The organism is Streptococcus mitis, from assembly GCF_009496155.1.
Lineage (GTDB): Bacteria > Bacillota > Bacilli > Lactobacillales > Streptococcaceae > Streptococcus > Streptococcus mitis_BQ.
Genome location: NZ_WIJP01000009.1, coordinates 47,028 through 71,068 on the forward strand (window position 1 = coordinate 47,028; position 24,041 = coordinate 71,068).

The following is a 24,041-nucleotide window of genomic DNA, read 5'->3' on the forward strand; positions in this document are numbered from 1 at the left end:
TAAACTTTTCAAAAAAACACGAAAAAAGCACCCATAAGGTAAACTTTTGAGTGCTTTGAAACGTTGATATAATCGTGTTGATTAACGTTTTGAGAATTGTGATGCTTTACAAGCTTTCTTAAGACCTGGTTTTTTCTACATTATGATATTTATGGTAAATTATCACTAAAATCAAGTAATTTTAAGAGATAAATCCTCAATATTTACATATATAATCCTTTTGAAAATCGAGAGGTTATCAAAGGGTTATCACATTTTAGTTTTCGGAGCTTATGTAGTTGAGAAATACGAAATACTGTATCATAAAGATGATGTACAGTTTAGCAACAAATATACAGTTTCTTCGTGCCTGGACAATTTCTTTTTCTATCCTGAAGATATTTAAACAGTTCTATATATTATTTCTTGTGAGTAATTTTCATCAAAAAATTTCATAGAGTAGCTCCCTAGAATCATGGAAAAGTAGTAAAAATAGTTGTTATCCTAGTTGATTAAAAAAATCCCTGATTTCCTCATCTTTTATAAAATAATATATAATTTTCCCCTCTCTTCTAGTGCCCAAGATGTTTTGATTGGCTAGTTTACGAAGATGGTGGGAAGTAGATGCCATACTGAGATTTAGTAAACAGGCTATATCACAGACACAGAGTTCTTCAACAGCAAGAAGATAGAAGATGATATTTATCTGTTTATTATCGGTAAATTTTGTTAAAATGCGAAGTGATTTTTGGACTTTTTCCTTTTCAAGGTAGTTCGTTGCGGTTGTAATATTTTGCTGATTTATAACATTCACTTGGCAGATACTATCTTTTTTCATAATATTTTCTCCTAGCCTAATATAGTCCATAGTATGTCAAAACTGTTATTTTCAATCAGGATATATATCCCCAATCCTAAATAAACAACGGCAATAAACCATCTGCTATATTTTTCCAAAATTTCTCCAACAGAAGAGACTTGTGCCAATTTTTGGGCAGAAAAAACCAAGAGATAAATCATGACTAGAAAGGTAAGTAAAGCTACTATCAAATTTGCTAAATTTAAGGTAGTAAAATATGGAACAAAGACACCAATATTGTCAGCACCACAACTTGCAAAAGTAATCATAGCGACTAGAAATATCAGGTTTTTATTATCTTTGCGCAAACCTTCTTTGGCAATAGCTTCTCCATCAGAATCTCCTAAAAGCAAAACTTTGAGACCTAGGAAAATTGGAATCAAACCGAGTAAACCTAAAATCTCTTTACTAGGAATATAATTTAAGACAAATGCAAAAAGCAAACTTAGCAATATTAGACTAACAGAGCCTAGAAATTGTCCTAAATAGATGTTAATGATGTCTTTTCTGCTTTTTCTTTTGGCAAAAAATAACATTAGGATAATAAGTAAGTCTACGGCTGTCCCAGAATACAGGATTATTGAAGTAACAACATTTTGAATCATAAAATACCTCATTCAAATATATTTTTGAATGTATTCTAACATTAAACTTTGTAGATGTCAACTTAAAATCCACCAAAATATAGATAAGAAGTTAGTGTACCAAATATTAAAAAGCCCTGCCATCGAAATGACAGCAGGGCTTAACTTCAATATCCAGATAATATATTTATCTAAAAAAGGTACAGTTTTTATTGATTTGTAGTGCGATATAATGAGTTTCCAAAAATCAAAAATCGCTTAAAATCAATATTTTGACATCTATTGACGTGTACTGAAACCCTTACTTAACCTCTGTAAGGATATAATTACGGTACCAGTATATCATAAATAATAACAAAATCTTGACTTTCCGAAACATAATGATTTTCCCGAAAGAAAGAGATCAACCTAAAAAATTACTGTCTTACTTATGTAATGTTTCTTTAATATAATATAGAAATAAAAAGTATGTAAATGAAAAGATTTATCACATTACTTTTAGTGTCTCTATCTACAATTTTATTAATTGCATGCTCTAACCAATCAAGCAATTCTTTAGATGGCGAATACCGTTGAATAAACGAGAGTAGAAATGAAGTTGCCTTTACCATTTCAGGTAACAAAGGAAATAGCAACAAAGGAGAGACCGACACCTTTACAATTGATAAAGACAGTGCAACAATCGAACCGACTGGCTCTAATATCATAAACCGAAAAGAGAATTATACCTTCAAGGATGACGTATTCACTGTAGATATTTCAGGAACAAAGCAGGAGTATTACAAAAAGGATAGTGAAGAAATACAGCGACAAGTAAAACCCTCAAACTATTTGATATTCTTTATACAATAAAAACGCTTTTGTACTGACCCCAAAAGTTAGATTTTTTCTGTCTAACTTTTGGGGGTCAGTACACACCCGCATAGCGGGTATTTTTTTGTCTCGCACCTAGCGGAGTGAGACAGGCTAATAGTCACATAATAAAAAATTTACTTAAAGTCAGATTTTAAATACTTTAGAATAGTTCTTTCTAAAACTTACTCCCAAATTTTTTTGCTCGTATAATTCATCAGGGGTTTGGGGATACCCCAAAATTCAAATCATCCCAAAAAGTACATACACTTTGTGTATACAAATTTTAGGATGATTTTGGGAGTGTGTGTATACAGACTCTGAGCTCGCAAAGTCATATTATGTGAAATCTTTCCTTCTCGATAAAATAATCCCAAAAATCAATTTGACTGTCATTTGTGTGTACAAATATTTTAAGAAGATATATAAAAAACGCTGCAAAATTTTTAACAGCGTTTCCTTATTTTAAAATTCTCATATGTCTTTCTTTTTTATGGTTAGCATCATAGTATTCCAGCATCGCATGATACAAACGAGCCTTCGTTTTATCTTGTTGTTTAATTCCATGAAGAAATAATTCTGCTCGCTTTAATTTCAATATGTATTCACATATCTGATCAAAATCCTTATCCATATTACTTTTGAAAATAAACATCTTTTTCCTCCATCACATCAACTATTTTTTGCATCAAAATAGACATATCCATTTTGTTTTCATAGCTTATTCTCCCAACTACAGTTGCAAGACGGGCTATAGAATTGATATTCTTTCCGACTTGTTCCAATTCTTCTGTTAAAGGAACTAAACCTTCAAAAGAGACTTTTTGGATGTTCAAATCTGTTCGTATTAATTTTTGTCTAGCAAACTCAGAAAAATTACGAATATTTTCCTTCCTCATACAATCATTTAATTTTTTATTTTCTTCTTCCGTCAAAAACACCTGTTTCAACACAGATTTTATTCTCATGGTCCTATCACCTCGTTTTCTTATTTAGTCGTTTTACAAGTTCTTTCACTTGTTTACTTGTCTTCTTTTCATATTCTATCATCAGCTCAACGCAGTAGTGAAATATCCTTACATTATCCAAATCTTCACTTTGTTCTGCTATTCTTTCTAACTGACGTAAGTTATTGATAATTCTTCTAACTTGAAATATAAAGTCATGATAAAATTCAAAATCAAATTGAAGATAAATAGGCGAACTCTTAAACAACATTTTCCTAGCATAAGAGGAAAAATTTAGATGGTTTGTCATTTCAATCAAGTTATTCACTATTTCATTCTGCTCTTCAGTGATATAACATTTCTTTAGAACAGTCCTATATCTACTCATTTATCATATACTTCTTTCGGGCATTTTCATGGGCAATAGCTTTGCACTCCAGCATACGTTCCTGCTTTAAATTCTCCATAGACTTAAATAAATACGCTAAAGGAGAAGTCGCATCCTCAGGAATCCGTTCAATCATGTTAATAACTTCATCACTAGTTACATACCCACTAGCCAAATACTCGCCTATCTTCATCTTCTGAGCATGTGTTAAAGTGTAATTGTTAGGATACAAAAATCTATCATTGTACTTATAAGAAATGGATTCTAACAAAGAATAATATTTGGGTGGAATATAAGTTTCAGGCTTTCTAGAACTATTATCCAGTATATTCTCAATCTCTTTCTTATTCTTATTCTTGTTCTTAATCTCTTGCGTTACATTATCATTTTCATCCGTTACTGTAACGTTACAGTCTAAAACGAGTTGTGGCTCGCCTGTAATTAGTGCTTTTTGTTTTTGTCTATGACGAGCAACACGTTCCCTAGTTTGTTTCCTAATCTTTTCTAGTCCATCTATATTCTGATGTTTCTCCCATTTTGGAATGGTAATAGCGCCATCTATGATTTCTATCATGCCAAATTCTTCAAACATACTGAGAGCTAATTTTACAGATGTAGCCTTTCGTCTAAACACTGTTGAAAGCATCTCTTCTGTGTAATAAACCTTGTTCCCTAGACTTAATATGCCACTATTATTTTGCTTTCCTGCAAGCACCAGAATTTTAAACCATATTACAATAAGAGTATCTCCTTCTGGCATTGATTCTATTAGCTGAATTTTTTCATCATCAAATATATCTGTTGTTATCTTGATCCACTGAACACCATTCATACGAGTACCTATCTTTCATATTGCTTCAACCATCGTGTTACTGCTCTTTTATCGTATAAAGTCACTCCATCAATCACCATGGTTGGCATTCCTTCTTTCGTCCATTTTTGGATTGTTGTCGTAGATACATCTAACCACCTAGACAAACCTGACATACGAACCATAGGTTTATAAAGTTCTTTATCTTCAAATACTCTTGCTACAGCATTTGAAATCATCTCATCATAGTGAGCACGTAATTGCTTCTCTAATTCTTTAGGAAGCTGGACAACTAAAGTAGTTTCCGACATAAATTCACACCTCATTTCTAAATTAAATAAGCTCCGAAACCATTTAATTTGTTATTCATTTTGAATTATATATCCTTTTTGAATTTTTGTCAAGCTTTTTTATTCAAAAAGAATAAAATGTGTTATAATGATAAAAAGGAGGTTCTTATGACGAATCATATTACTAAACTGATAGAAAATAGCGGAAAAAAATTGACAGAAATTAGCGAAGCTACAAATATAGCCTATCCTACACTTTCTGGATACAATCAAGGAATCCGCAAACCTAAAAAAGATAATGCTGAAAAATTGGCAAAATACTTTAATGTTTCCGTCGCTTACATTATGGGACTTGATAGCAACCCACACGCTCCATCAAATCTTAAAATTGTTACAGATAGTTTCAAAACATCTAAAATTGGTTCTGTGACACCTTTTAAAAGCGATATGGAGAAGTTAAAGAAGAGTATCGAATTTGGCGAAAGGGCATTAACACTACCACTTGATGATAGTTTTTCAGATGAATTTCGTCATATATTCTCAGAATACCTAGCAGAGAAAAACAAACGTTTTATGTCTGAGTTTATAGACTATATGAATCACCAAAATAAAGATTCTAAAGTTTGGCAGAGCTGGATTAAAACAGACGAATACGCTATCCGCCAAGAAGATAGAAAAAATAGATAGACACTCATTTCTCGATTACATAAGCTCCGAAAACTTAGATACGGAGAAAAAATGTCTATACACAAATACAAAACAAAAAAAGGAATCCTTTACTATGTCAGCTTTTACATTGGCTTAGATGCTTATGGAAAGAAAAAAAGGCACTTAAAGAGAGGGTTCAAAACCAAAAAAGAGGCAAAATTGTACGAAGCTCGTTTAGAAGCTGGTGTCGTTGCCCCCACAGTAAGTACCGACAAACCTAACCCCCAAGTCACTTATAAAGAACTTTATCAAGAATGGTTTAAGGCCTATGTTGGTACCGTTGAAGAAACAACTTCTTCCCAAACTAAGAATATCTATCGAATACATATTCTACCAATATTTGGCGATAAATTTATTGACCAAATCAGTCCTTTAGACTGTCAAAACTTTATTACACAAAAATCTCAGACTTTCAAAAATATCAAACAGATAAAATCCTATACCTCAAAAATTTTTGATTTTGCAATCAACATGAACTACATTGATCGAAATCCAATGAAGAATGTTATCATGCCTAAAATCAAAAAAACTAGATCAGATAATTTTTGGTCTCTGGAGGAATTACATCATTTCCTTGATATAGTGAAAGAAACTGAGCCATTTAAACATTTTGCTTTATTTAGACTGCTTGCATTTAGTGGACTACGAAAAGGGGAGTTATACGCTTTAAAATGGGCTGATATTAACTTTGACAGCAATCTATTGAACATAGATAAAAGTCTAGGAAGAATTGACGGTAAAGCGATTGAAAAGAGCACAAAGAATGAATCTTCAGTTCGTACAATCTATCTTGATGATGAGACAATCGATATTATTAAGCAATGGAGAAATTTCTATCTGAAAGAACAATCTCAGCTTCCTCTTACAAAGCTGAATATTAGTGATGAATATATGTTCTCTTACATATCAAGTAATGACAAAATTGAACCTTTGCATGCTGATTACATTAATAACGTACTGAATCGAATTATTAAAAAGCATAAATTAAAACCAATTAGCCCACATGGGTTTAGACATACACATGCAACACTTATGTCTGAAATTGGAATCGATCCTTCTAATACATCAAAACGTCTCGGTCATGCAAGCAGTCAGGTGACATTAGATGTCTATACTCACACCACAAAAACTGGTGAGAAAAACTCTATTGACAAATTTGCAGACTATCTCAATAAAGCAAAATAAATCATGATTTTAAAAATTTAGAAGAGGTTATCAGAAGGTTATCACAAAGCTATTTGAGCTCAAAAATCGACAAAAAAGCACTTTGCAAAATTTTTGCAAAGTGCTTTGAAACGTTGATATAATCGTATTGATTAACGTTTTGAGAATTGTGATGCTTTACGAGCTTTCTTAAGACCTGGTTTCTTACGCTCAACTTTACGTGAGTCACGTGTAAGAAGTCCTGCGCGTTTCAATGAATCGCGGAAGTCTGGGTCTACTTGAAGAAGGGCACGAGCGATACCGTGACGGATAGCTCCTGATTGACCAGCGTATCCACCACCTACAACGTTAACGAAAACGTCATATGAACCTGCAGTTGAAGTAACTGCGAATGGTTGGTTGATTACAAGACGAAGGTCAGCATGTGGGATGTACTCTTCAACATCTTTTTTGTTAACAGTGATTTTACCAGTTCCTGGAACAAGGCGAACGCGTGCAACAGCGTTTTTACGACGTCCAGTACCTGCATATTGTGCTTGTGACATACTTTATTGTTCCTTTCCTTAGATAAGTCCTGAAATGTCAAGAACTTCTGGTTGTTGTGCAGCGTGAGTGTGCTCAGCTCCAACAAATACTTTCAACTTCATACCTTGAGCGCGTCCAAGAGTATTGTGTGGAAGCATACCTTTAACTGATTTCTCGATCAAACGTACTGCATTTTTAGAACGAAGTTCACCTGCAGAGATTTGTTTCAATCCTCCTGGGTGGTTTGAGTGAGTGTAGTAGATTTTATCAGTTGCTTTTTTACCAGTTAATTTAACTTTTTCAGCATTGATAACAATCACAAAGTCACCTGTATCAGTGTGTGGTGTAAATGTTGGTTTGTTTTTTCCGCGAAGTACGCTAGCAACTACTGCAGAAAGACGTCCAAGTGGTACATCAGTTGCGTCAACTACGTACCATTTACGTTCAACTTGGCCTGGTTTAGCCATAAATGTTGTTTTGTTCATGATTTCTCCTATATATAGTTCGATTTTTGTTTACGGTGATGGGTGTTCCTTCCCATCGAAAAGTATTTGGAAGGTTCCGGGGCCTTTCAAATGGGGTAAACAATACCGCCTACTATAATACCAAATTTCACCCCTAAAAGTCAATAGATATGAAAAATATTTTTCTAAATTCCACTCTTTTTATCTCTAGAAAACCTCGCTTTCGCGAGGCTCTTCTATTTATAAGATAAGGCACGTTTAAAGGTTTTCCAAGGACCTAAATCATCTGTTTGCAAAACGAGACTAGCATACATACGCCCGATAAAGACTGTTGCAGTTACTGCAAAAGCAATCGTAATCGCAAGCGAAATCCAAGCTTCTAAGCCATTTGCATAACCATTTATAGCTCTAAATGGCATGAAGAAGGTCGAAATAAAGGGAATATAAGAACCAATCTTCAAGATGAGATTGTCCCCAGCTGTACCTAGAGCTGTTACTCCAAAAAAACCACCCATAATCAAAATCATCAAAGGCGACAAGGCTTTTCCTGAGTCCTCAGGACGAGAAACCATAGAACCTAGAAAGGCAGCCAAGACTACGTACATGAAAAGACTAACCAAAATAAAGAGCAAGGTATTCAGTGAGAATGCATCTCCCAAGTGATCTAAAACACCAGACTGAGCCAAGAATGGCAAATCTTTAAAGAGCAGAATAGCTGCCAGACCACCTACAACATAAATCCCAATATGCGTTAAAATCACGAGAAACAGAGCCATCATTCGCGCATAGAAATAGTGACTAGCCCTTATGCTAGAAAAGACGACTTCCATAATTTTGGTGCCTTTTTCACTGGCAACTTCCTGAGCTGTCACACCCGCATAGGTAATCAGAATCATATAAAGAAAGAATCCTAAAGCGCCCGCTGCCATTGTTTGAATAAACTTTTTATTTTCCTTGGCTTCATCAATCTTTTCTGTAAATTGAATTGTCTGCGCTAAGCGTTTTTCCTGCTCTTGAGACAAGGAAGCAGTTGAACGATTAAGCTGATTTTGCAGTCCATTGAGTGTACCTGTAACTGCAAATTTAATCCCATTTTCAAGCGATGTTTCGCCATGATAAACTGCCTTTAGAACACTATCTTCTTGATCAATGATCAAATAGCCTTTTAATTTTTCATCTTTAATCGCTTCTTTGGCACTTGCTTCGTCTTTATAATCAAAGTTAACACCATTTACATTCTTCAGTCCTTCTACTACAGACGGCACTGTTGTCACTACTGCCACTTTATCATTTTTAGCCATTGAAGAGCCTTGGAGATAGGCAATTCCTACAGAGATTCCTAAAAAGAGGAACGGCGAAATCACCATAAAGAAGAAACTCCATGACTTGACATGTCGAAGATAGGTTTCCTTGATTACAACCCACATATTTCTCATACTTCCACCCCTGATTCTAGTTTAAAGATTTCATCAATTGTTGGCGCTTGCTGGTCAAAGGTTGCGATGTATTGCCCCTGAGTCAAGATTGGGAAGAGTTCCCTTCCAGCGCTCTCATCCTCCAAGATTAATTTCCAGCTACCTTGTTTGGTCAAGCTCACCTGCTTGACATGAGGAAGATTTTCCAATTCTTCCTTGCTTCGTTCACTTGAAACAAAGAGACGCGTTTTCCCGTATTGATTGCGGACATCCTGAACTGGTCCATGCAAGACCACACGGCCATCTCGGATCATCAGAATATCATCACAAAGTTCCTCGACGTTGGTCATGACATGGTCAGAAAAGATAATGGTTGCCCCGCGCTCTTTTTCTTGAAAAATGACTTGCTTGAGCAATTCTGTATTGACTGGGTCCAATCCACTGAAAGGTTCATCCAGGATAATCAAGTCTGGTTCATGAATCAGAGTAATGATGAGCTGAATCTTCTGCTGATTTCCTTTTGACAGACTCTTAATTTTATCTGTCAGCTTCCCTTTCACTTCCAACCTCTTCATCCATTGAGGGAGTTTTTCCTTGACCTCCTTGGCATCCATACCTTTTAGAGTCGCCAAATAGCGAACTTGTTCAAGGACTGTCAATTTAGGCATGAGACTGCGTTCTTCAGGCAGATAGCCAATCCGAGCGTAGGTCTCTTGACGAATATCCTGACCATCCAGACTGATTTCTCCTTGGTATTCTAAAAACTTCAAAATACTGTGGAAAATCGTTGTTTTTCCGGCACCATTTTTTCCGACTAGTCCTAAAATACGACCTGGTCGTGCTTGAAAGTCAATACCAAACAAAACTTGCTTGGATCCAAAACTTTTCTCTAGACTTCTTACTTCTAGCATCTTTCACCTCCGAAATGTCTTGCACTCATTATACTCCTTTTTGATAGCCTTTACAATGGTTTATGTCCATTTTTATCGTTCTCATTTTAGTAAAAAAATCTTGGAGTACTTTTGGTTATGAGTACATTATACAGTGGTAAACCCAAATTTATCTTCTCTGTTCCTCAACTGTCCATTTTTGATCCTGAATTGTTATTTGAGTAACTCCTTTTTCCTCATAAAGTTTTCTTCCTCTAAGACTTCTGGAAAAAAGCGAATAATTTCTTGACAACATTTTTTATAAGAAACCAGTTCATCTGTCATTTCAAGAAGGAGTAATCCTTTATCTACCAATCGGTAGTCTTTCTGAAGTATTCCCTTATAAACCCAGCAAAAACCAAGATAATCACTTCTATGTGTTAATTGAGCCGTTTTTAAAGCAAGTTTAATAAGTTCCAATGATTTTTCTCTATAGTCATTATACAAGAAAGTTACTGCTAGATTAGAAAGAATGGTAAATCTAGCTTCCTTAATGTTAACGTATGATTCATACCGTTTTAAAGTCGCCAATATCTGGTCAGTCAAAGTTAAGACACTTTCCATAGAGACATAAGGTAAAATTCCTACCAATAAGGTTAAATCTCCTAGATACCACTCTTCGTAACTTTGTAATTCTTTCCAAATTTGCTCAGCCAAAAGTTGATTATTAACTTCTTTATCATCCTGTAAATATAACTGTAATAATTGCATCCTCCTAAAAATAGGTATATCGTCACATGTTTTCAAGTAACTTCTACACTGTATTACAAGATTTTCAATTTGCTCCCTAGTCATTAGTGTGGTTAGTTCTTGTAATTTCATCATAATATTCATCCGTTCATTAGGTTGATAATAATCACAAATATATTGAAACTCTGCAAAAGTCATATCCATTTGTCTTAGGAGATATTCCATATTCTCAAATTTTGGCGTCGCCTTATTGCTCTCAAATGCAGCAACCGACTGCCTACTAACCATTTGCCCTGCCACCTGAGTTTGAGATAAATGCTTATCTTCTCGTATTTTTTTAAAAATCTTATAGTAATCCCATCTCATCTACTTACCTCCAAAATTTCAGGCGCAAAAAAACTTGTCATACACAAAAACGCTTACATTTTTTATTGTATACTATCTATAAATAAAAAACAAGGAGGAATATCATATGAGAATCGTACATTTCATCGTAAAAACTAGAATGGCAAGTATCTTACCTCTTCTGGTTTTCTTATTTAGTAAACCACTCTGGCCGTGGCTTCCATAAATTGAATACATAAATAAAAGAGTAAAAATAAAATGAATAATACCAATAAGCTAGCAAAATCTCTCATTCTTTTCTCTGTTATAGGAGCTCTATCATTACTCAATACACACGAAATTTATGCAGATGAAACAAATACTAATTCAGAAACCATAGGTCAAAGTCGAAGCTATGGAGGACTTACTTATCAAAAAACAAATGTACGGTATCGAAAAGAATGGTCTAACTATACACCTGTTAGCTACACAGTGACTACAGGAAGAGCAGGTGCTAGTATATCCGTAAATCAAAGTAAAACTTTTGGCACAAGTATATCGGGAGATGTAAAAGGTATTAATATCGGAGCTCAGGCTTCTATATCTAGTGGTGTCGGTTACACATTAAATGTCCCTCCAAGAAGAAGCGCTTACGTTGGATTTAGGGTTTTATATGAAATCGAAAGTGGAACTAGAATTGCTAGATTTTACGACGGTGGAGAATTTAGCAGAAATTCATATACTGTAAAACGACCAATTAGAGGAGAATATAGATTAATCTATAGATAAAACATATGAACACCAATATAATAGGAAAGCTCTGCATATTACTATCATTTCTACTCGCAATTATATGTCTATCCTATCAATCTATTTTTTTACCTGAGGGAGAATTGTACGAACCTTACATTTTATCTCGAAATTTGTTAATCATTTCAATCTTAAACTGGACTTTTTTACTTGGCCTCTATTTAATATATAGAGAGGGTAAAAATAAGAATGTCAATCACTAAGGGGCAGGAACTCAAATTATTAAATGCTAAGAAAAGGTAGTTTGACTTTATTCATTCTTAACAGTCTTCAACCGATAGTTTAAAACCGTATTTTGAAATTTCAGATATAATAGATTGAAATAAAAGGTGAACAAATCGATTAGGAAAGTCAAATTAATTTCTAGAAATGTTTTAGCAATCACGATATACTACTCTAGATTCAATCTGCTATCAACTGATCTTTATTTATAATTATCATACGTCAAAGAGAAACTGACCTTGTTTAAAGCAATCAAAAAAAACGAATAAAACAAAATTCTGACTCTCCAGAAAACTAGTTTTATTCGTTTTTTATGTTTAAGTCTAAATTTTTATTTCAAACTCTAATAACTTAACGCACTTCTGCATTGACTTTTTCTTCAAGAGACGCTTGGATTTTTTCCATGTAGCGTGCGACTTCTTCGTCCGTCAAGCTGTCTTCTGGATTTTGGAAGGTCAAGCTATAAGCCATTGACTTCATACCAAGTCCCAATTTTTCTCCTGAGAAGACGTCAAAGAGTTTGATATCTGTCAAACGTTTCACGCCTGCAGCTTGGATAGCATCTACAACTTCTTGGTGAGTCACTTCTTCCTTGAGAAGGAGGGCAATGTCACGGCTAACTGCTGGGAATTTAGTAATTTCCACAAATGGAGTAGCAGGTTGAAGGGCAGCTTCGATGGCTGAAAGGTTAAGCTCAGCTACATACGTTTCTGGAATATCGTAATCCTTAGCAGTGACTGGATGCACTTGCCCAAGAAAACCAAGAACTTGGTCACCGAGTGAAATCACGGCTGTACGTCCTGGATGAAGGCTAGCGATTTCAGATGTTGCTGTATAAGTTACTTGGAGTCCAAAACGAGCAAAGAGGGCTTCAAGGATTCCTTTAGCATAGAAGAAATCAACTGGAACTGCTGCTGTTTGGAAATCTTTTTCAGCAACCAAGCCTGTCAAGGCAAAGGCAAAGCTATTGATTTCATTTGGAAGTTCTTCTTTTGGATTACCTGTTTGTTCAAAGACTTTTCCAATCTCGTAAAGAGCCAAGTTTTTATTCTTACGAGCCACGTTGTAAGCAACTGTATCTAGGATACCAGAAATCATATTTTGACGGAGGACAGAACGGTCCACTGTCATTGGCCACATGAGTTCAGTAAGGTTACTTGGTTGAGCTGTGAACTCAACTGCTTTTTCAGGAGTTGTCAGAGCGTAGGTGATGATTTCTGTCAAACCTGCCCCTTCAGCAATCGTACGAATTTGACGGCGAAGTTTTTGTGTCGCAGTCAATTCACCAGCTGTCCCATCATCTTTTGGAAGGCTGGTTGGCAAGCGGTCATAACCATAGATACGAGCGATTTCTTCAAAGAGGTCTGCCTCGATAGTGATATCCCAGCGACGACGTGGGACGCTGACTGTAAAGCTATCTGCATTTCCAGAAAGACCAAAGCCAAGACGACGGAAGACGTCTTCTACATCCGCGTAAGAAAGTTCAGTTCCAAGAACACGGTTAACATCAGTAAGAGTTGAAGAAACTTCCACATCAGAGGTATCAAGCTCACCCGCTGAAACGATGTCTTTACGCACAGTCGCACCTGCAAGTTCGGCAATCATGCTAGCTGCCGCATCAAGTGCTTCGTTAACTGTTGCCACATTAATCCCTTTTTCAAAGCGAGAAGAGGACTCTGAACGAAGGTTGAGGCGACCGCTAGTCTTACGGATAGATTTTCCATTGAAAACAGCAGCTTCAAGGACGACACGACTAGATTTTTCAGAGATTTCTGTTGCTTGACCACCCATAACACCGGCAAGGGCTACTGGCTTGTCAGCGACAGTGATGACTAGGTCATTCACGTCCAAGTCACGTTCTTCACCATCTAAAGTCACCAATTTTTCACCAGCACGCGCTTCACGCACACGGATGTCAGTCCCTTCAAAGGTATCCAAGTCAAAGGCATGCATAGGTTGACCAAAGTAAAGCAGGATATAGTTGGTCACGTCCACTACGTTATTGATTGGACGAATACCTTCATTCATGAGGAGATTTTGCAACCATTGTGGACTTGGTGCGATAGTCACATTGTCCAAGATACGAGCTGCATAGTAAGGCACCTTGTCTGTTTCAATATCTACAGAAAGGGCATCTGCTGCGGCTTGATCTGTTTCTGAAAGAGTAAATTCTTTAAAGTTGACTGCCTTATCATAGATGGCTGCTACTTCGTGAGCTACCCCACGCATAGAAAGGGCATCAGCACGGTTAGGTGTGATTGAAAGTTCGATGATTTCATCATCTAAATCTAGATATGAGAAGACTTCCTCACCTGGAACGGCATTTTCTGGCAAAATTTGAATGCCATCTGCAAATTCCTTAGGCACAACTGAGTCAGAAATTCCCAATTCACCAAGGGAACAGATCATCCCAAGTGACTCCAAGCCACGGATTTTTCCTTTTTTGATTTTGTAGTTGTCAGCGATGCGAGCTCCTGGAAGAGCCACCATAACCTTGATACCAGCACGTACATTTGGGGCACCACAGACGATTTGACGAGCTTCTTCTTCGCCAACGTTAACCTGACAAACATGGAGGTGAGTTTCTGGCACATCTTCGCAGGACAAGACCTCACCGACGACAATTTTTGAGAGACCAGCAGCAGGTGATTCCACACCTTCGACCTCGATCCCTGTAGTTGACATTTTTTCAGCCAACTCTTGTGATGGCACATCAATGTCCACCAATTCTTTTAACCATTTATAAGATACAAGCATAATTCTGATTGTAAGATCCTACCAAGTAAGACCTTTTCAATTCCTTTCTTTTTCTTCGAGTCAGCCCTTACCATTTACCTGACTAGGACTGTATTACATGTTTCAATCTTATTTAAACTGTTCTGAGAAGCGGACATCTCCTTGGTAGAATCCACGGATATCGTTGATTCCGTAACGGAGCATAGCTACACGCTCTTGTCCCAGACCAAAGGCAAATCCAGAGTAAACAGTCGCATCGATACCACTCATTTCAAGGACACGTGGGTGAACCATACCGGCTCCCATAATTTCGATCCAACCAGTTTTCTTACATACGTTACAGCCTTCTCCACCACACTTGAAGCAAGAAACATCTACCTCAACAGATGGCTCTGTGAATGGGAAGTAAGAGGGACGCAGACGGATCTGACGCTCTTCACCGAACATTTTTTGCACAATCAACTGAAGGGTTCCTTGAAGATCAGCCATAGAGATATTTTTCCCAACAACCAAACCTTCGATTTGGTGGAATTGGTGACTGTGGGTCGCATCGTCCGTATCACGACGGAAAACACGTCCTGGTGAGATCATCTTTAAAGGACCTTTAGAAAAATCATGGGCATCCATAGCACGCGCCTGAACTGGAGACGTGTGCGTACGGAGCAAGATTTCTTCTGTGATATAGAAGGTGTCCTGCATATCACGGGCTGGGTGGTCTTTAGGAAGGTTCATACGTTCAAAGTTATAGTAGTCTTGCTCTACTTCAAAACCATCCACGACTTGGTAACCCATCCCAATGAAAATATCTTCGATTTCTTCACTGGTTTGTGTCAAAACGTGGCGGTGACCAGTCGCAACTGGACGACCTGGAAGTGTCACATCGATACTCTCGCTAGCCAGTTGAGCCGCGACTTTCTTTTCTTCCAAAAGCTTAGCTGTTTCTTCAAAAGCTGCTGTCAAGACATCACGAGCTTCATTGACGTGTTTCCCGATAATTGGACGCATCTCAGCAGAGACATCTTTCATTCCTTTGAGGATTTCAGTAAGCGATCCCTTTTTACCAAGGACTAAGACACGCAAATCTTGCATCTCTTTTTCATTTTCAGCAGTAATCTGCTTCAAGCTAGCCAGCGTTTCTTCACGAAGCGCTTTTAATTGTTCTTCAATAGTTGACATAATTCCTCCATCAGTCACTTATCAGATAAAAAGAAAACCACATGCCAAAAACTCCACTCGGAGCGTTGACACGCGGTACCATCCGTTTTCATCTGACAAGTCAGACCTTCATTTCTAAATCCATGCGCAAGTGAATTCACCCAGCTTTCATATAGAGAGCTTGCAGTCACGGCTCTCCTCCCTGATATACTTCCCTTGAGTTACTAGTCTTGCGGATTCCTATTCAATTACTACTTAGTTTATCAGATTTTGAGTTAAAAAACAAGTTAGATTAGACTAATTTCAGTATAAAAAGGAACAAGGTAACTTCTCAAAGTAACTTCCACTTGGCTAGCCGAAGTGGAAATTAGTCTAAAACGGATTTTTATGGTGGAATTAAGTATGAGACGTTTGAGTTAGAAATGAGATCCACTATGACAAAACATAAACACCTTACCCTTTCAGACCGTAATGATATCCAATTAGGCTTAGAGCGCGGTGAAACCTTCAAAGCTATCGGACAATCCATTCTAAAAGACCCGACCACTGTTTCCAAAGAAGTCAAACGAAACAGACAAGTCCGAGAGTCTACATGCCATAACCTTCCTTGCCCTCTACTCGATAAAGCTCCCTTTGTCTGTAACGGTTGCCCTAAAAGAAGACAAAATTGTGGATTTAAAAAAATTTTCTACCTAGCTAAGCAAGCTCAAAAGCAGTACGAACAAACTCTTGTCGAAGCTCGTGAAGGCACTCCCCTTAACTCGCAGACTTTCTGGGACATGGACAAAGTCATTTCTGATGGTGTTAAAAAGGGACAACACATCTATCATATCCTCAAAACTCATAACCTTGATGTCAGCTCCTCAACTGTCTATCGACACATCCGAAAAGGATACCTATCTATCGCTCCGATTGATTTAGCCAGAGCCGTTAAATTCAAAGAAAGACGGAAAAGTAAGTTACCTTCCATCCCTAAAGAAGCTAAAAAAGGACGTTCCTATGAGGATTTCCAAAATTATTTAGCTCTTAACCAACTGAACTACTGGATGGAAATGGACACTGTTATGGGCAGGATAGGAGGTAAAGTCCTACTCACCTTCAATCTCTCTTTCTGTAACTTTATCTTCGCTAGGATTCTGGATAATAAAACTGCCCTTGAGGTTACCAAACACCTCTATAAGCTCAAGAACACTCTTCACCAAGCTGACAAAGATTTCTTCCTACTCTTTCCTGTCATCCTGACAGATAATGGTGGAGAGTTTGCCAGGGTTGATGACATCGAAATGGATGTTCGAGGAGAAAGTAAACTCTTCTTTTGTGACCCTAATCGCTCTGACCAGAAAGGCAGAATTGAGAAAAATCACACGCTAATTCGCGACATTCTTCCAAAGGGAACTTCCTTTGATAACTTAACTCAAGAGGACATCAATCTCGTTTGTTCGCATGTCAACAGTGTCAAACGGGCTGCTTTGAATGGAAAGTCAGCCTATGAACTTTTTGCCTTTACTTATGGAGAAGAGATTCCTAAGCTTCTCGGTATTTCTAAAATACCTGCAGAAGATGTCTGCCAGTCTTCTACATTACTCCAACATAAAATCTAAAAACTAACCTAAAACCCCATTCAAACGTCTCACACTAACTTCCACCATAGCGGAACTTAATCTGAAACGCCTTCAGATGAGGGGATTTTGTGCGCTCTTTTTTTCGATGCCTTTCGGCTACAAAAGCGATGAAATCAAGCATTAGTAAAACCAGTGGAACTTACCCTGACACGGATTTCCACTGGTTTTTATGATTTTTATCAGACTAACTTCCACTTCTACTAGCGGTGGAACTTAGTTTGGGAATTTACCTAAAAAGGAACAAGACACAATGCACTACCTATTTGTAGGGCCTGTTTCATCTGCTTTCCTTTTCAACAAAAGAGTTGCTGCTTGATTAAAACCATCACACCAGTTATACCATTTTGCTTCATACTCATCTTGATCTAAGATATGATTTTTTAAATCTAGAACAGAGTAAATTTTTCTTTCTTCGCAGGCTTGCGCATAGAGATGATACAGTTCATCACTGCCGTCTCTATCAAACTCAGCAGAAATCGTATCCCGACCTGCCAATAAAGCCTGATAAGCCCTATGATGGCCATCTGTAATCAACAAGCAATTGCCAAATGCAAGAATACTAATTGGATCAACATTGTTTAGTTCTACCGACTGATAAAGTGTCTGGATGCCTGCTAGTTTCTTTTCTGATAAGTATAGTTGAGTCGGATGAAGATCTGCTATATTGACTTTCATTTCTTTCTCCTCAAAGGAATTTGATACTCACTTCTGCTTACCTTTAAATCGCCATTGGAAGCGAAGTTTGTCATAGAAGGGAAATTCGATAAACAGGACTCCCACGCCCACACAGAGACTGGCAAGGACATCTGATGGATAGTGAACTCCCAGATAGACCCTTGATACCAACACACTGACTAGGTAGAGACCAAGGACGATTTGCACGATTTTTCTCCAGACTGGATCTTTCATCCGTTGACTGAGGACGACAATCAGAGTGCCTACCATCAAGGTTACAGCCAGAGAATGTCCACTTGGAAAAGAAAATCCCTTCTCCTCTACCAAGTGTAAGATAGCTGGTCGTGGGCGCTGGTAGATATTTTTAAAGATCACGATTAAAAGACCTGCCAAAGCCAGATTTCCCAGCATAAAGAAACTTTCTATCTTCCATCGCTTACGATAAAAGACAAAGGCTGCACTGGCAACCCAAGTGATAATCACTGGGATATCAATCAAGCGTGTGATAGCCCTAAAAAGAATAGTTAAGTAATCTGGCAAGTCTCCTCGAACGGCAGTCTGAATAGGTTGGTCAAAACCGACCAGCGTTTCAGGGTAAAATTTGACCATATAGCCAAGAATAACGAAAAGTAAAAGGGCAAAACTGCCCTTCATTAAAAATGTTTGTTTATCTCTCATAATGTTTCAAGGTTGGTTTCAAGAGAACATACAACAACCAGAATGAAACGGAAAAGATGACACCCTCAATCAAGTTAAAAGGCAACACCATAGTCATTAGGTAGTTGGAAAGTCCCAAAATTTTTCCAATATCAAAGTTAGCAAACTTAGCGTACAAAGGAACAGCGTAAACATAGTTGAGAACCAACATTGCCACAGTTAAACCAATAGTCCCAGCTAGAGAGGCTAGTAGGAAACGAAGGGGTGTCCGTTCCTTTTTCCAAATCGAAGCAAATACGATGACAAAAACTCCCAAAGCTACGATATTCATTGGCAAACCAATGTAGGTATTCACTCCCTGGCTGTTAAGAAGCAGTTTCAAGAGTGAGCGAAGCAAGAGAACTCCTAGAGCAGCAGGCAAATCCATGACCACCAAGCCCACAAGGACTGGCAAGATACTAAATTCGATCTTGAGGAAGGACGCCGCTGGCAAAAGCGGAAAGTCAAAGTACATCAGCACAAATGATATGGCTGATAGAATCGCAATGGTCGAAAGTCGACGTGTGTTTGTCATAACAGGTTCCTCCAATTTTCTATAAAATCAGAAGAAGTTAGAAAGGATTCCTCTATCTATTCTCACTTTTTATATCCCAAAAGTTCCCTCTCACTCTATTAAGGAAATTCAAGCAGGCGGTTACAGTTTGGCTATAAATCTATCAGAACAGACAAAGCTATTCTTTCGTCTTCTCCCATCCAGACTATACTGTCGGTTGTGGAATCTCACCACATCAGCTTGCGCTCGCGGACTTATTTGGCTAAGATATTTTAGATTTATCTAGGCGTCGCAGTCGAAGATAATACTTAAAGTATATCGAGACAAGACAACGACGAGAAAGCTAAAATAGCTAGTCAAATTTACCGCCGGTCGGGAATCACACCCTGCCCTGAAGACTCTTTTATCATAACAAAAAACGCTTGCAAGCGCAAGCATTTAGTTCATTTTCATTTTTTATTTCAATTTATCCACTTCATAGGTATGAACAAGCTCAAGACCTGCAAAGTTCTGCTGTCGGAGAGCCTCATAGACAACCATGCAGACGGTATTAGACACATTGAGACTGCGGACATGTTCATCATTCATAGGAATACGGAGAGCTTTCTCAGGATGTTCTCGCATAAAGTCCTCAGGCAAGCCCTTGTCTTCACGTCCAAAGAGAAAATAATGGTCCTCATCAGTCGATAAATCCACATCAGAATACACTTTTTCCGCAAATTTCGAAATCAGATAGAGTTTTCCCTTCATCTGAGACATGAAATCCTCTAAACTGTCGTAAAAATAAATCTCTAGCTTATCCCAATAATCCAATCCAGCTCTCTTCATCTTACGGTCATCGATAGGAAAGCCCATAGGCTTGATGATGTGGAGGGGAGAATTGGTTGCAGCGCAAGTACGCGCAATATTGCCTGTATTTTGTGGAATTTGTGGTTCAAATAATACAATGTGATTTGTCATGACTTGCTTCCTTTCACCATTGCAAAAAAATAGCCACACTGCCCGGAGTCAAGCTCAGCAAACAGCGTGGTTAAGGCATCGTTAACTTACCTCACAACAGGTTTGAAGTAAATCAGCGAAACTACTTTCTTAGTATAACACTTTCAGAATCATTGTCAATAGAAACGACTTGATTTTTTCAATTTTTTCAAGCTATTTCCAAGGGGTTCTAGGAGAAAATTCTTAAATATCTGCAAAAATTGATTACTCTTTTATACCTATCTGTGGACTGGGAATGATGATATTATGGCTTCGTTATCTCAAATACTGCCGTATGAATCCACTCATTATGAATTTGTAAGTCATTTTCTATAACCCTACTAAAGGTGAAGCCATTTTTTAAAAGCACCCTCTGAGAGGCTAGATTACCTGTTGCCGTTCCTGCAATAATTCTATTGAAACCATAAGTCGTGAAGGCTTTTTCTAAAACGAGTTTAACCGCTTCGCTGGCATAACCTAAATTGCTAACATTTTCCCCAATCCTATACCCAAGCTCTGCTGTTTTTCGATTATTCTCTAAAACACTTAAATTAATTCTTCCGACCATAACGCCTTGCGAATTTCTGATAAGATGCATGTAGACATCCCGATTCGTTTGTTCCCTTAACAACTCCCTCGTAATTTCTTTAAAAACTTCTAAATCAAAATAGTTAGCTGGTCTAGGAGGTAAATTCCGCTCAAAATACTCTCGATTCTCTTTTTCAAAAAATAGACGTCTAAACTATTTTCTTTAGACAACAGCTCTAAACTGATCATTGTAAATCATCTCCCGTCATTATCTACATTCAAATTTTCTCATGTTTACACAAGTGAAATTAACACGATTTAAATTAAGTACTTTTACTATTTTATATCGTCTCTACATTATGACACTGAACTTCGTTGAAAATGATTATATTTGAATAACTTTGATTTTGTAGTGTAAATTCTACTATAAAGTATGCAAACTAATTCATATTTTGTCAAAAAGTTTCAAGCATACAATCATTAACTTTATTTCTCATACAATCTATCAATAAAAAGTTATAGAATAATTTCTCTTTACTTATCTAATGAAAACTTTGACAATACTATTTCCAAGGGTTGTAAAATCGTCCGTGATTTTGCAAGATAAGTAGTAAACTAGCTACTAAAAACAAGGCTGCCAAGAGCAAGGTAAGATAGTCTCCTTTTTTCAAGGCCTGGTAACTATACCAAGTCCGTTCTTTCTCTTTTCCAAAGCGGCGAAGCTCCATGGCGGTCGCAATGGTATCAATGCGTTCTAGAGAGCTAAAAATCAAGGGCGTAATAATGCGCAGATTGCCTTTGATTCGTTGCATGAGAGAAGCTTTCTTGGATAATTCCATCCCACGCGCTTCTTGGGACATCTTGATGGTAAAGAATTCTTCCTGCAAATCTGGAATATAGCGCAAAGTCAGGCTGACTGAATAGGCAATCTTGTAAGGCACACCAATTTGATTTAAACTGGAAGCAAACTGACTAGGGTGGGTTGTCATCAAAAAGATAATAGCCAGAGGAATGGTGCAAAGGTACTTAATGGCTAGATTTAGAAGATAAAAGAGCTCTTGACTGGTCAGAGTGTAGGCACCGATTCTCTGCCAAATCACGCTTCTCTCTCCGTAAAGTCCAACCCCATACTCAGGAGAAAAGAGATAGACCATCAAGACGTTTAAAACGGCAAATACCGTCGCAAAAACGGCCACAAAGGAAACATCTTTAAAGCGGATCTCTGAAAAATAGAGGAGAAAGACCGAAAAGATGGCAATCAGAACAAGCAGCCTGGTATCATAGCTAATCATGGCCGCCAATGACACGAGGATGAAAAAGAGAAGTTTCCCAGCTCCTGACAAGCGATGAATCACAGTATTTCTATGCTGGTAACCGATTAATTTAGCTTGCATCCTTCTCTCCTTTCTTTGTAAAATGCCGTTAAAGCAAGTGGATCCACATCGAGTTTCTTAGCCAAGTTGAAGATTGAAGTTTCTTTTAGGTTGGCTTTTACTAGCAGCTCAGGATTGCTCAACAGACTAGCTGGATCAGTATCGGCAATCAATTCCCCATCTACCATGACAAGGGCCCTGTCTGAATAATCCAGCATCAATTGCATATCATGCGTAATCATGACAATGGTATGCCCTTGTTGATGCAGTTCTTCGAGAAATTCCATAATCTCAGTATAGTTCTTCTGGTCTTGACCTGCAGTCGGTTCATCTAGGAGGATAATTTCAGCTCCTAAAACCAAGATTGATGCAATAGTCACACGCTTTTTCTGCCCAAATGACAGGGCAGAAATGGGCCAATTACGGAATTCATAAAGACCACAGATTTTCAAAGTTTCATAGACTCTCGTTTCAATTTCCTTCTCATCCACACCTCGCAAACGAAGTCCCAGAGCCACCTCATCAAAAATCATATTGGTTGAAATCATTTGATTAGGATTTTGTAGTACATAGCCTACTCGTTCCGCCCGCTCTGCAACAGAATCTCCTTTGATATCCTGTCCTTCCCAAAGATAGCGACCTTCCGTCTGGATAAAGCTACTTAAAGCCTTGGCTAGAGTTGACTTCCCTGCTCCATTTTTTCCGACAATAGCAATTTTTTCACCCTTTTTAATATCTAAATGTAGGGATTTTAAAATAGGTCTATCATCATAAGAAAAAGACACATCATCTAGTCTAAAAAGTGACTGCAAATCTGGTGTCTCTTTTACCAATTCAGTCTGCAACTGAACCTGACCTTTTGAGATAGACAAGCTATTCAGATCTGCTAATTGTTCTTCCTTAACTAAATCCACACCCAATTGACGGAGAGTGGTTAGATAAAGGGGTTCTCGAATTCCATTTTGTGTCAACAGGTCAGTCGCCAATAACTGATCAGGACTCCCATTAAAGAGGATACGGCCATCGTTTATCAAGACAATTCGATCCACAGGCCGATGCAGAACATCCTCCAAACGGTGCTCGATAATCAGAGTCGTCGTTCCCTCCTCCTTGTGAATCTGATCAATCAATTCGATAATATCCTGACCTGACTTGGGATCCAGATTTGCGAGTGGCTCATCAAACAAGAGAATCGGACTCTCATCAATCAAGACACCAGCTAGACTAACCCGCTGCTTTTGTCCACCTGATAAATCCTGAGGACGCTGAGCTAGTAAATCAAGAAGATCCAGCTTTTCAGCCCATTTATGAACACGACCTTTCATCTCATCTAAGGCTGTCACATCATTTTCTAGAGCAAAAGCCAAGTCCTCTGCCACGGACAATCCAATAAACTGCCCATCTGTATCCTGCAAAACTGTACTGACCAGATGAGATTTATCGTAGATGCTCATATCAAAGGCTGCTTGGCCCTTGATCAAAAATTCTCCAGACGGCTGCCCCTTGTAAATATTGGGAATAATCCCATTCAAACATTGACCCAAGGTAGACTTACCTGACCCAGATGGCCCAACAATTAAGACTTTCTCTCCCTTATAAATGGTCAAGTCCACCCCTTGCAAGGTCGGTTCTTGTTGCGTTTCATACTGGAAAGAGAAATCCTTCCACTCAATTATAGCTTCTTTCATCTTACTCTCTTCATTCGCTTCTTAGACTTCTATTTTATCATAAATCAAGCCCTTCTTGCAGTCTCTTCTCTTAAAATCTTAGCGCCAAAAAGATTCCTATCCTAGCTTGCTTACC

The 24,041-nt window shown here is 37.7% G+C and carries 24 protein-coding genes, 2 pseudogenes and 1 riboswitch; of the genes and pseudogenes, 6 read left to right on the plus strand and 20 right to left on the minus strand.

Annotated elements, in window-relative coordinates:
• Positions 1 to 478: 478 nt before the first annotated feature.
• Both cadX and GEZ84_RS06670 read right to left on the minus strand, forming a co-directional pair.
• A complete protein-coding gene (gene cadX, locus GEZ84_RS06665; RefSeq protein WP_000711088.1) occupies positions 479 to 817 on the minus strand; it encodes a Cd(II)/Zn(II)-sensing metalloregulatory transcriptional regulator CadX in 339 nt (112 codons plus the stop codon).
• Positions 818 to 828: 11 nt separating this feature from the next.
• On the minus strand, positions 829 to 1,443 hold the full coding sequence (locus GEZ84_RS06670) for a CadD family cadmium resistance transporter (protein WP_000615750.1): 615 nt from the start codon (positions 1,441 to 1,443) through the stop codon (positions 829 to 831).
• A 28-nt stretch (positions 1,444 to 1,471) separates the two neighbouring features.
• On the opposite strand from GEZ84_RS06670, the gene GEZ84_RS10880 reads away from it, so the two are divergent.
• Positions 1,472 to 1,645: a FanG protein gene (locus GEZ84_RS10880; protein WP_071788300.1), complete on the plus strand. Its 174-nt coding sequence runs from the start codon at positions 1,472 to 1,474 to the stop codon at positions 1,643 to 1,645.
• Between the two features lie 251 nt (positions 1,646 to 1,896).
• Positions 1,897 to 2,274: pseudogene (locus GEZ84_RS11135) on the plus strand (hypothetical protein).
• A 460-nt stretch (positions 2,275 to 2,734) separates the two neighbouring features.
• Here the strand turns inward: GEZ84_RS11135 and GEZ84_RS06680 are convergent.
• From GEZ84_RS06680 to GEZ84_RS06695, 4 genes are all read right to left on the minus strand, one after another.
• Positions 2,735 to 2,929 carry a hypothetical protein gene (locus tag GEZ84_RS06680; protein ID WP_000469564.1) on the minus strand — a complete coding sequence of 65 codons (195 nt, stop codon included), beginning with the start codon at positions 2,927 to 2,929 and terminating at the stop codon, positions 2,735 to 2,737.
• Entirely contained in the window at positions 2,910 to 3,242 is a 333-nt protein-coding gene (locus GEZ84_RS06685; protein WP_001220782.1) for a hypothetical protein, read from the minus strand. Before GEZ84_RS06685 ends, GEZ84_RS06680 begins: the two co-directional genes overlap by 20 nt.
• A 359-nt stretch (positions 3,243 to 3,601) precedes the next feature.
• A complete protein-coding gene (locus GEZ84_RS06690; RefSeq protein WP_153223960.1) occupies positions 3,602 to 4,441 on the minus strand; it encodes a phage replisome organizer N-terminal domain-containing protein in 840 nt (279 codons plus the stop codon).
• An 8-nt stretch (positions 4,442 to 4,449) separates the two neighbouring features.
• Positions 4,450 to 4,731, minus strand: coding sequence for a hypothetical protein (locus tag GEZ84_RS06695; protein WP_000005472.1), 282 nt, complete (start codon positions 4,729 to 4,731; stop codon positions 4,450 to 4,452).
• Positions 4,732 to 4,878: 147 nt separating this feature from the next.
• On the opposite strand from GEZ84_RS06695, the gene GEZ84_RS06700 reads away from it, so the two are divergent.
• Together GEZ84_RS06700 and GEZ84_RS06705 are read left to right on the plus strand one after the other, a co-directional pair.
• Positions 4,879 to 5,397 carry a helix-turn-helix domain-containing protein gene (locus GEZ84_RS06700; protein WP_000181350.1) on the plus strand — a complete coding sequence of 173 codons (519 nt, stop codon included), beginning with the start codon at positions 4,879 to 4,881 and terminating at the stop codon, positions 5,395 to 5,397.
• Positions 5,398 to 5,448: 51 nt separating this feature from the next.
• On the plus strand, positions 5,449 to 6,603 hold the full coding sequence (locus tag GEZ84_RS06705; protein WP_153223961.1) for a site-specific integrase: 1,155 nt from the start codon (positions 5,449 to 5,451) through the stop codon (positions 6,601 to 6,603).
• Positions 6,604 to 6,734: 131 nt separating this feature from the next.
• On the opposite strand, the gene rpsI is transcribed toward GEZ84_RS06705, so the two are convergent.
• The 5 genes from rpsI to GEZ84_RS06730 form a co-directional block, all read right to left on the minus strand.
• The gene (gene rpsI, locus GEZ84_RS06710; protein ID WP_000075964.1) at positions 6,735 to 7,127 is read right to left on the minus strand and encodes a 30S ribosomal protein S9; all 393 of its coding nucleotides are present in this window, start codon (positions 7,125 to 7,127) and stop codon (positions 6,735 to 6,737) included.
• An 18-nt stretch (positions 7,128 to 7,145) separates the two neighbouring features.
• On the minus strand, positions 7,146 to 7,592 hold the full coding sequence (rplM, locus tag GEZ84_RS06715) for a 50S ribosomal protein L13 (RefSeq protein ID WP_001044624.1): 447 nt from the start codon (positions 7,590 to 7,592) through the stop codon (positions 7,146 to 7,148).
• Positions 7,593 to 7,807: 215 nt separating this feature from the next.
• Complete coding sequence (locus GEZ84_RS06720; RefSeq protein WP_153223962.1) at positions 7,808 to 9,007, minus strand: ABC transporter permease; 1,200 nt, start codon at positions 9,005 to 9,007, stop codon at positions 7,808 to 7,810.
• The gene (locus GEZ84_RS06725) at positions 9,004 to 9,897 is read right to left on the minus strand and encodes an ABC transporter ATP-binding protein (protein ID WP_000895303.1); all 894 of its coding nucleotides are present in this window, start codon (positions 9,895 to 9,897) and stop codon (positions 9,004 to 9,006) included. Before GEZ84_RS06725 ends, GEZ84_RS06720 begins: the two co-directional genes overlap by 4 nt.
• 192 nt (positions 9,898 to 10,089) lie before the next feature.
• Positions 10,090 to 10,971 carry a helix-turn-helix domain-containing protein gene (locus GEZ84_RS06730; RefSeq protein ID WP_153223963.1) on the minus strand — a complete coding sequence of 294 codons (882 nt, stop codon included), beginning with the start codon at positions 10,969 to 10,971 and terminating at the stop codon, positions 10,090 to 10,092.
• A gap of 237 nt (positions 10,972 to 11,208) precedes the next feature.
• On the opposite strand from GEZ84_RS06730, the gene GEZ84_RS06735 reads away from it, so the two are divergent.
• A complete protein-coding gene (locus GEZ84_RS06735) occupies positions 11,209 to 11,718 on the plus strand; it encodes a hypothetical protein (RefSeq protein WP_153223964.1) in 510 nt (169 codons plus the stop codon).
• Between the two features lie 594 nt (positions 11,719 to 12,312).
• Here GEZ84_RS06735 and pheT read toward each other — a convergent pair.
• Both pheT and pheS read right to left on the minus strand, forming a co-directional pair.
• The gene (pheT, locus tag GEZ84_RS06740; protein ID WP_153223965.1) at positions 12,313 to 14,718 is read right to left on the minus strand and encodes a phenylalanine--tRNA ligase subunit beta; all 2,406 of its coding nucleotides are present in this window, start codon (positions 14,716 to 14,718) and stop codon (positions 12,313 to 12,315) included.
• 108 nt (positions 14,719 to 14,826) lie between these two features.
• Positions 14,827 to 15,873 (minus strand): phenylalanine--tRNA ligase subunit alpha, encoded by a 1,047-nt coding sequence (gene pheS / locus GEZ84_RS06745; RefSeq protein WP_153223966.1) that lies wholly within the window; start codon positions 15,871 to 15,873, stop codon positions 14,827 to 14,829.
• A 413-nt stretch (positions 15,874 to 16,286) separates the two neighbouring features.
• On the opposite strand from pheS, the gene GEZ84_RS06750 reads away from it, so the two are divergent.
• Positions 16,287 to 17,453 (plus strand): IS30 family transposase, encoded by a 1,167-nt coding sequence (locus GEZ84_RS06750; RefSeq protein WP_153223967.1) that lies wholly within the window; start codon positions 16,287 to 16,289, stop codon positions 17,451 to 17,453.
• Positions 17,454 to 17,729: 276 nt separating this feature from the next.
• Here the strand turns inward: GEZ84_RS06750 and GEZ84_RS06755 are convergent, their stop codons facing one another.
• The 7 genes and pseudogenes from GEZ84_RS06755 to GEZ84_RS06785 form a co-directional block, all read right to left on the minus strand.
• The gene (locus tag GEZ84_RS06755; protein WP_153223968.1) at positions 17,730 to 18,149 is read right to left on the minus strand and encodes a chromosome partitioning protein ParB; all 420 of its coding nucleotides are present in this window, start codon (positions 18,147 to 18,149) and stop codon (positions 17,730 to 17,732) included.
• 27 nt (positions 18,150 to 18,176) lie between these two features.
• Entirely contained in the window at positions 18,177 to 18,827 is a 651-nt protein-coding gene (locus tag GEZ84_RS06760; RefSeq protein ID WP_153223969.1) for a phosphatase PAP2 family protein, read from the minus strand.
• A complete protein-coding gene (locus tag GEZ84_RS06765; protein ID WP_153223970.1) occupies positions 18,817 to 19,380 on the minus strand; it encodes an ECF transporter S component in 564 nt (187 codons plus the stop codon). The genes GEZ84_RS06760 and GEZ84_RS06765 overlap by 11 nt, the downstream gene beginning before the upstream one ends.
• Before the next feature lie 163 nt (positions 19,381 to 19,543).
• Positions 19,544 to 19,762: riboswitch (FMN riboswitch) on the minus strand.
• Between the two features lie 53 nt (positions 19,763 to 19,815).
• Complete coding sequence (locus tag GEZ84_RS06770) at positions 19,816 to 20,319, minus strand: tRNA (cytidine(34)-2'-O)-methyltransferase (protein WP_153223971.1); 504 nt, start codon at positions 20,317 to 20,319, stop codon at positions 19,816 to 19,818.
• A 283-nt stretch (positions 20,320 to 20,602) separates the two neighbouring features.
• Positions 20,603 to 21,114, minus strand: a pseudogene (locus GEZ84_RS06775) (GNAT family N-acetyltransferase).
• Between the two features lie 314 nt (positions 21,115 to 21,428).
• Complete coding sequence (locus GEZ84_RS06780) at positions 21,429 to 22,259, minus strand: energy-coupling factor transporter transmembrane component T family protein (RefSeq protein ID WP_153223972.1); 831 nt, start codon at positions 22,257 to 22,259, stop codon at positions 21,429 to 21,431.
• Complete coding sequence (locus GEZ84_RS06785; protein ID WP_153223973.1) at positions 22,244 to 23,926, minus strand: ABC transporter ATP-binding protein; 1,683 nt, start codon at positions 23,924 to 23,926, stop codon at positions 22,244 to 22,246. Before GEZ84_RS06785 ends, GEZ84_RS06780 begins: the two co-directional genes overlap by 16 nt.
• Between the last annotated feature and the right edge of the window lie 115 nt (positions 23,927 to 24,041).

Excerpts from the sequence above, each read along its gene's own strand:
- cadX (WP_000711088.1), bottom strand. The coding sequence starts at position 817 with ATGAAAAAAGATAGTATCTGCCAAGTGAATGTTATAAATCAGCAAAAT.
- GEZ84_RS06670 (WP_000615750.1), bottom strand. The coding sequence starts at position 1,443 with ATGATTCAAAATGTTGTTACTTCAATAATCCTGTATTCTGGGACAGCC.
- GEZ84_RS10880 (WP_071788300.1), top strand. The coding sequence starts at position 1,472 with ATGTATTCTAACATTAAACTTTGTAGATGTCAACTTAAAATCCACCAA.
- GEZ84_RS06680 (WP_000469564.1), bottom strand. The coding sequence starts at position 2,929 with ATGTTTATTTTCAAAAGTAATATGGATAAGGATTTTGATCAGATATGT.
- GEZ84_RS06685 (WP_001220782.1), bottom strand. The coding sequence starts at position 3,242 with ATGAGAATAAAATCTGTGTTGAAACAGGTGTTTTTGACGGAAGAAGAA.
- GEZ84_RS06690 (WP_153223960.1), bottom strand. The coding sequence starts at position 4,441 with ATGAATGGTGTTCAGTGGATCAAGATAACAACAGATATATTTGATGAT.
- GEZ84_RS06695 (WP_000005472.1), bottom strand. The coding sequence starts at position 4,731 with ATGTCGGAAACTACTTTAGTTGTCCAGCTTCCTAAAGAATTAGAGAAG.
- GEZ84_RS06700 (WP_000181350.1), top strand. The coding sequence starts at position 4,879 with ATGACGAATCATATTACTAAACTGATAGAAAATAGCGGAAAAAAATTG.
- GEZ84_RS06705 (WP_153223961.1), top strand. The coding sequence starts at position 5,449 with ATGTCTATACACAAATACAAAACAAAAAAAGGAATCCTTTACTATGTC.
- rpsI (WP_000075964.1), bottom strand. The coding sequence starts at position 7,127 with ATGTCACAAGCACAATATGCAGGTACTGGACGTCGTAAAAACGCTGTT.
- rplM (WP_001044624.1), bottom strand. The coding sequence starts at position 7,592 with ATGAACAAAACAACATTTATGGCTAAACCAGGCCAAGTTGAACGTAAA.
- GEZ84_RS06720 (WP_153223962.1), bottom strand. The coding sequence starts at position 9,007 with ATGAGAAATATGTGGGTTGTAATCAAGGAAACCTATCTTCGACATGTC.
- GEZ84_RS06725 (WP_000895303.1), bottom strand. The coding sequence starts at position 9,897 with ATGCTAGAAGTAAGAAGTCTAGAGAAAAGTTTTGGATCCAAGCAAGTT.
- GEZ84_RS06730 (WP_153223963.1), bottom strand. The coding sequence starts at position 10,971 with ATGAGATGGGATTACTATAAGATTTTTAAAAAAATACGAGAAGATAAG.
- GEZ84_RS06735 (WP_153223964.1), top strand. The coding sequence starts at position 11,209 with ATGAATAATACCAATAAGCTAGCAAAATCTCTCATTCTTTTCTCTGTT.
- pheT (WP_153223965.1), bottom strand. The coding sequence starts at position 14,718 with ATGCTTGTATCTTATAAATGGTTAAAAGAATTGGTGGACATTGATGTG.
- pheS (WP_153223966.1), bottom strand. The coding sequence starts at position 15,873 with ATGTCAACTATTGAAGAACAATTAAAAGCGCTTCGTGAAGAAACGCTG.
- GEZ84_RS06750 (WP_153223967.1), top strand. The coding sequence starts at position 16,287 with ATGACAAAACATAAACACCTTACCCTTTCAGACCGTAATGATATCCAA.
- GEZ84_RS06755 (WP_153223968.1), bottom strand. The coding sequence starts at position 18,149 with ATGAAAGTCAATATAGCAGATCTTCATCCGACTCAACTATACTTATCA.
- GEZ84_RS06760 (WP_153223969.1), bottom strand. The coding sequence starts at position 18,827 with ATGAGAGATAAACAAACATTTTTAATGAAGGGCAGTTTTGCCCTTTTA.
- GEZ84_RS06765 (WP_153223970.1), bottom strand. The coding sequence starts at position 19,380 with ATGACAAACACACGTCGACTTTCGACCATTGCGATTCTATCAGCCATA.
- GEZ84_RS06770 (WP_153223971.1), bottom strand. The coding sequence starts at position 20,319 with ATGACAAATCACATTGTATTATTTGAACCACAAATTCCACAAAATACA.
- GEZ84_RS06780 (WP_153223972.1), bottom strand. The coding sequence starts at position 22,259 with ATGCAAGCTAAATTAATCGGTTACCAGCATAGAAATACTGTGATTCAT.
- GEZ84_RS06785 (WP_153223973.1), bottom strand. The coding sequence starts at position 23,926 with ATGAAAGAAGCTATAATTGAGTGGAAGGATTTCTCTTTCCAGTATGAA.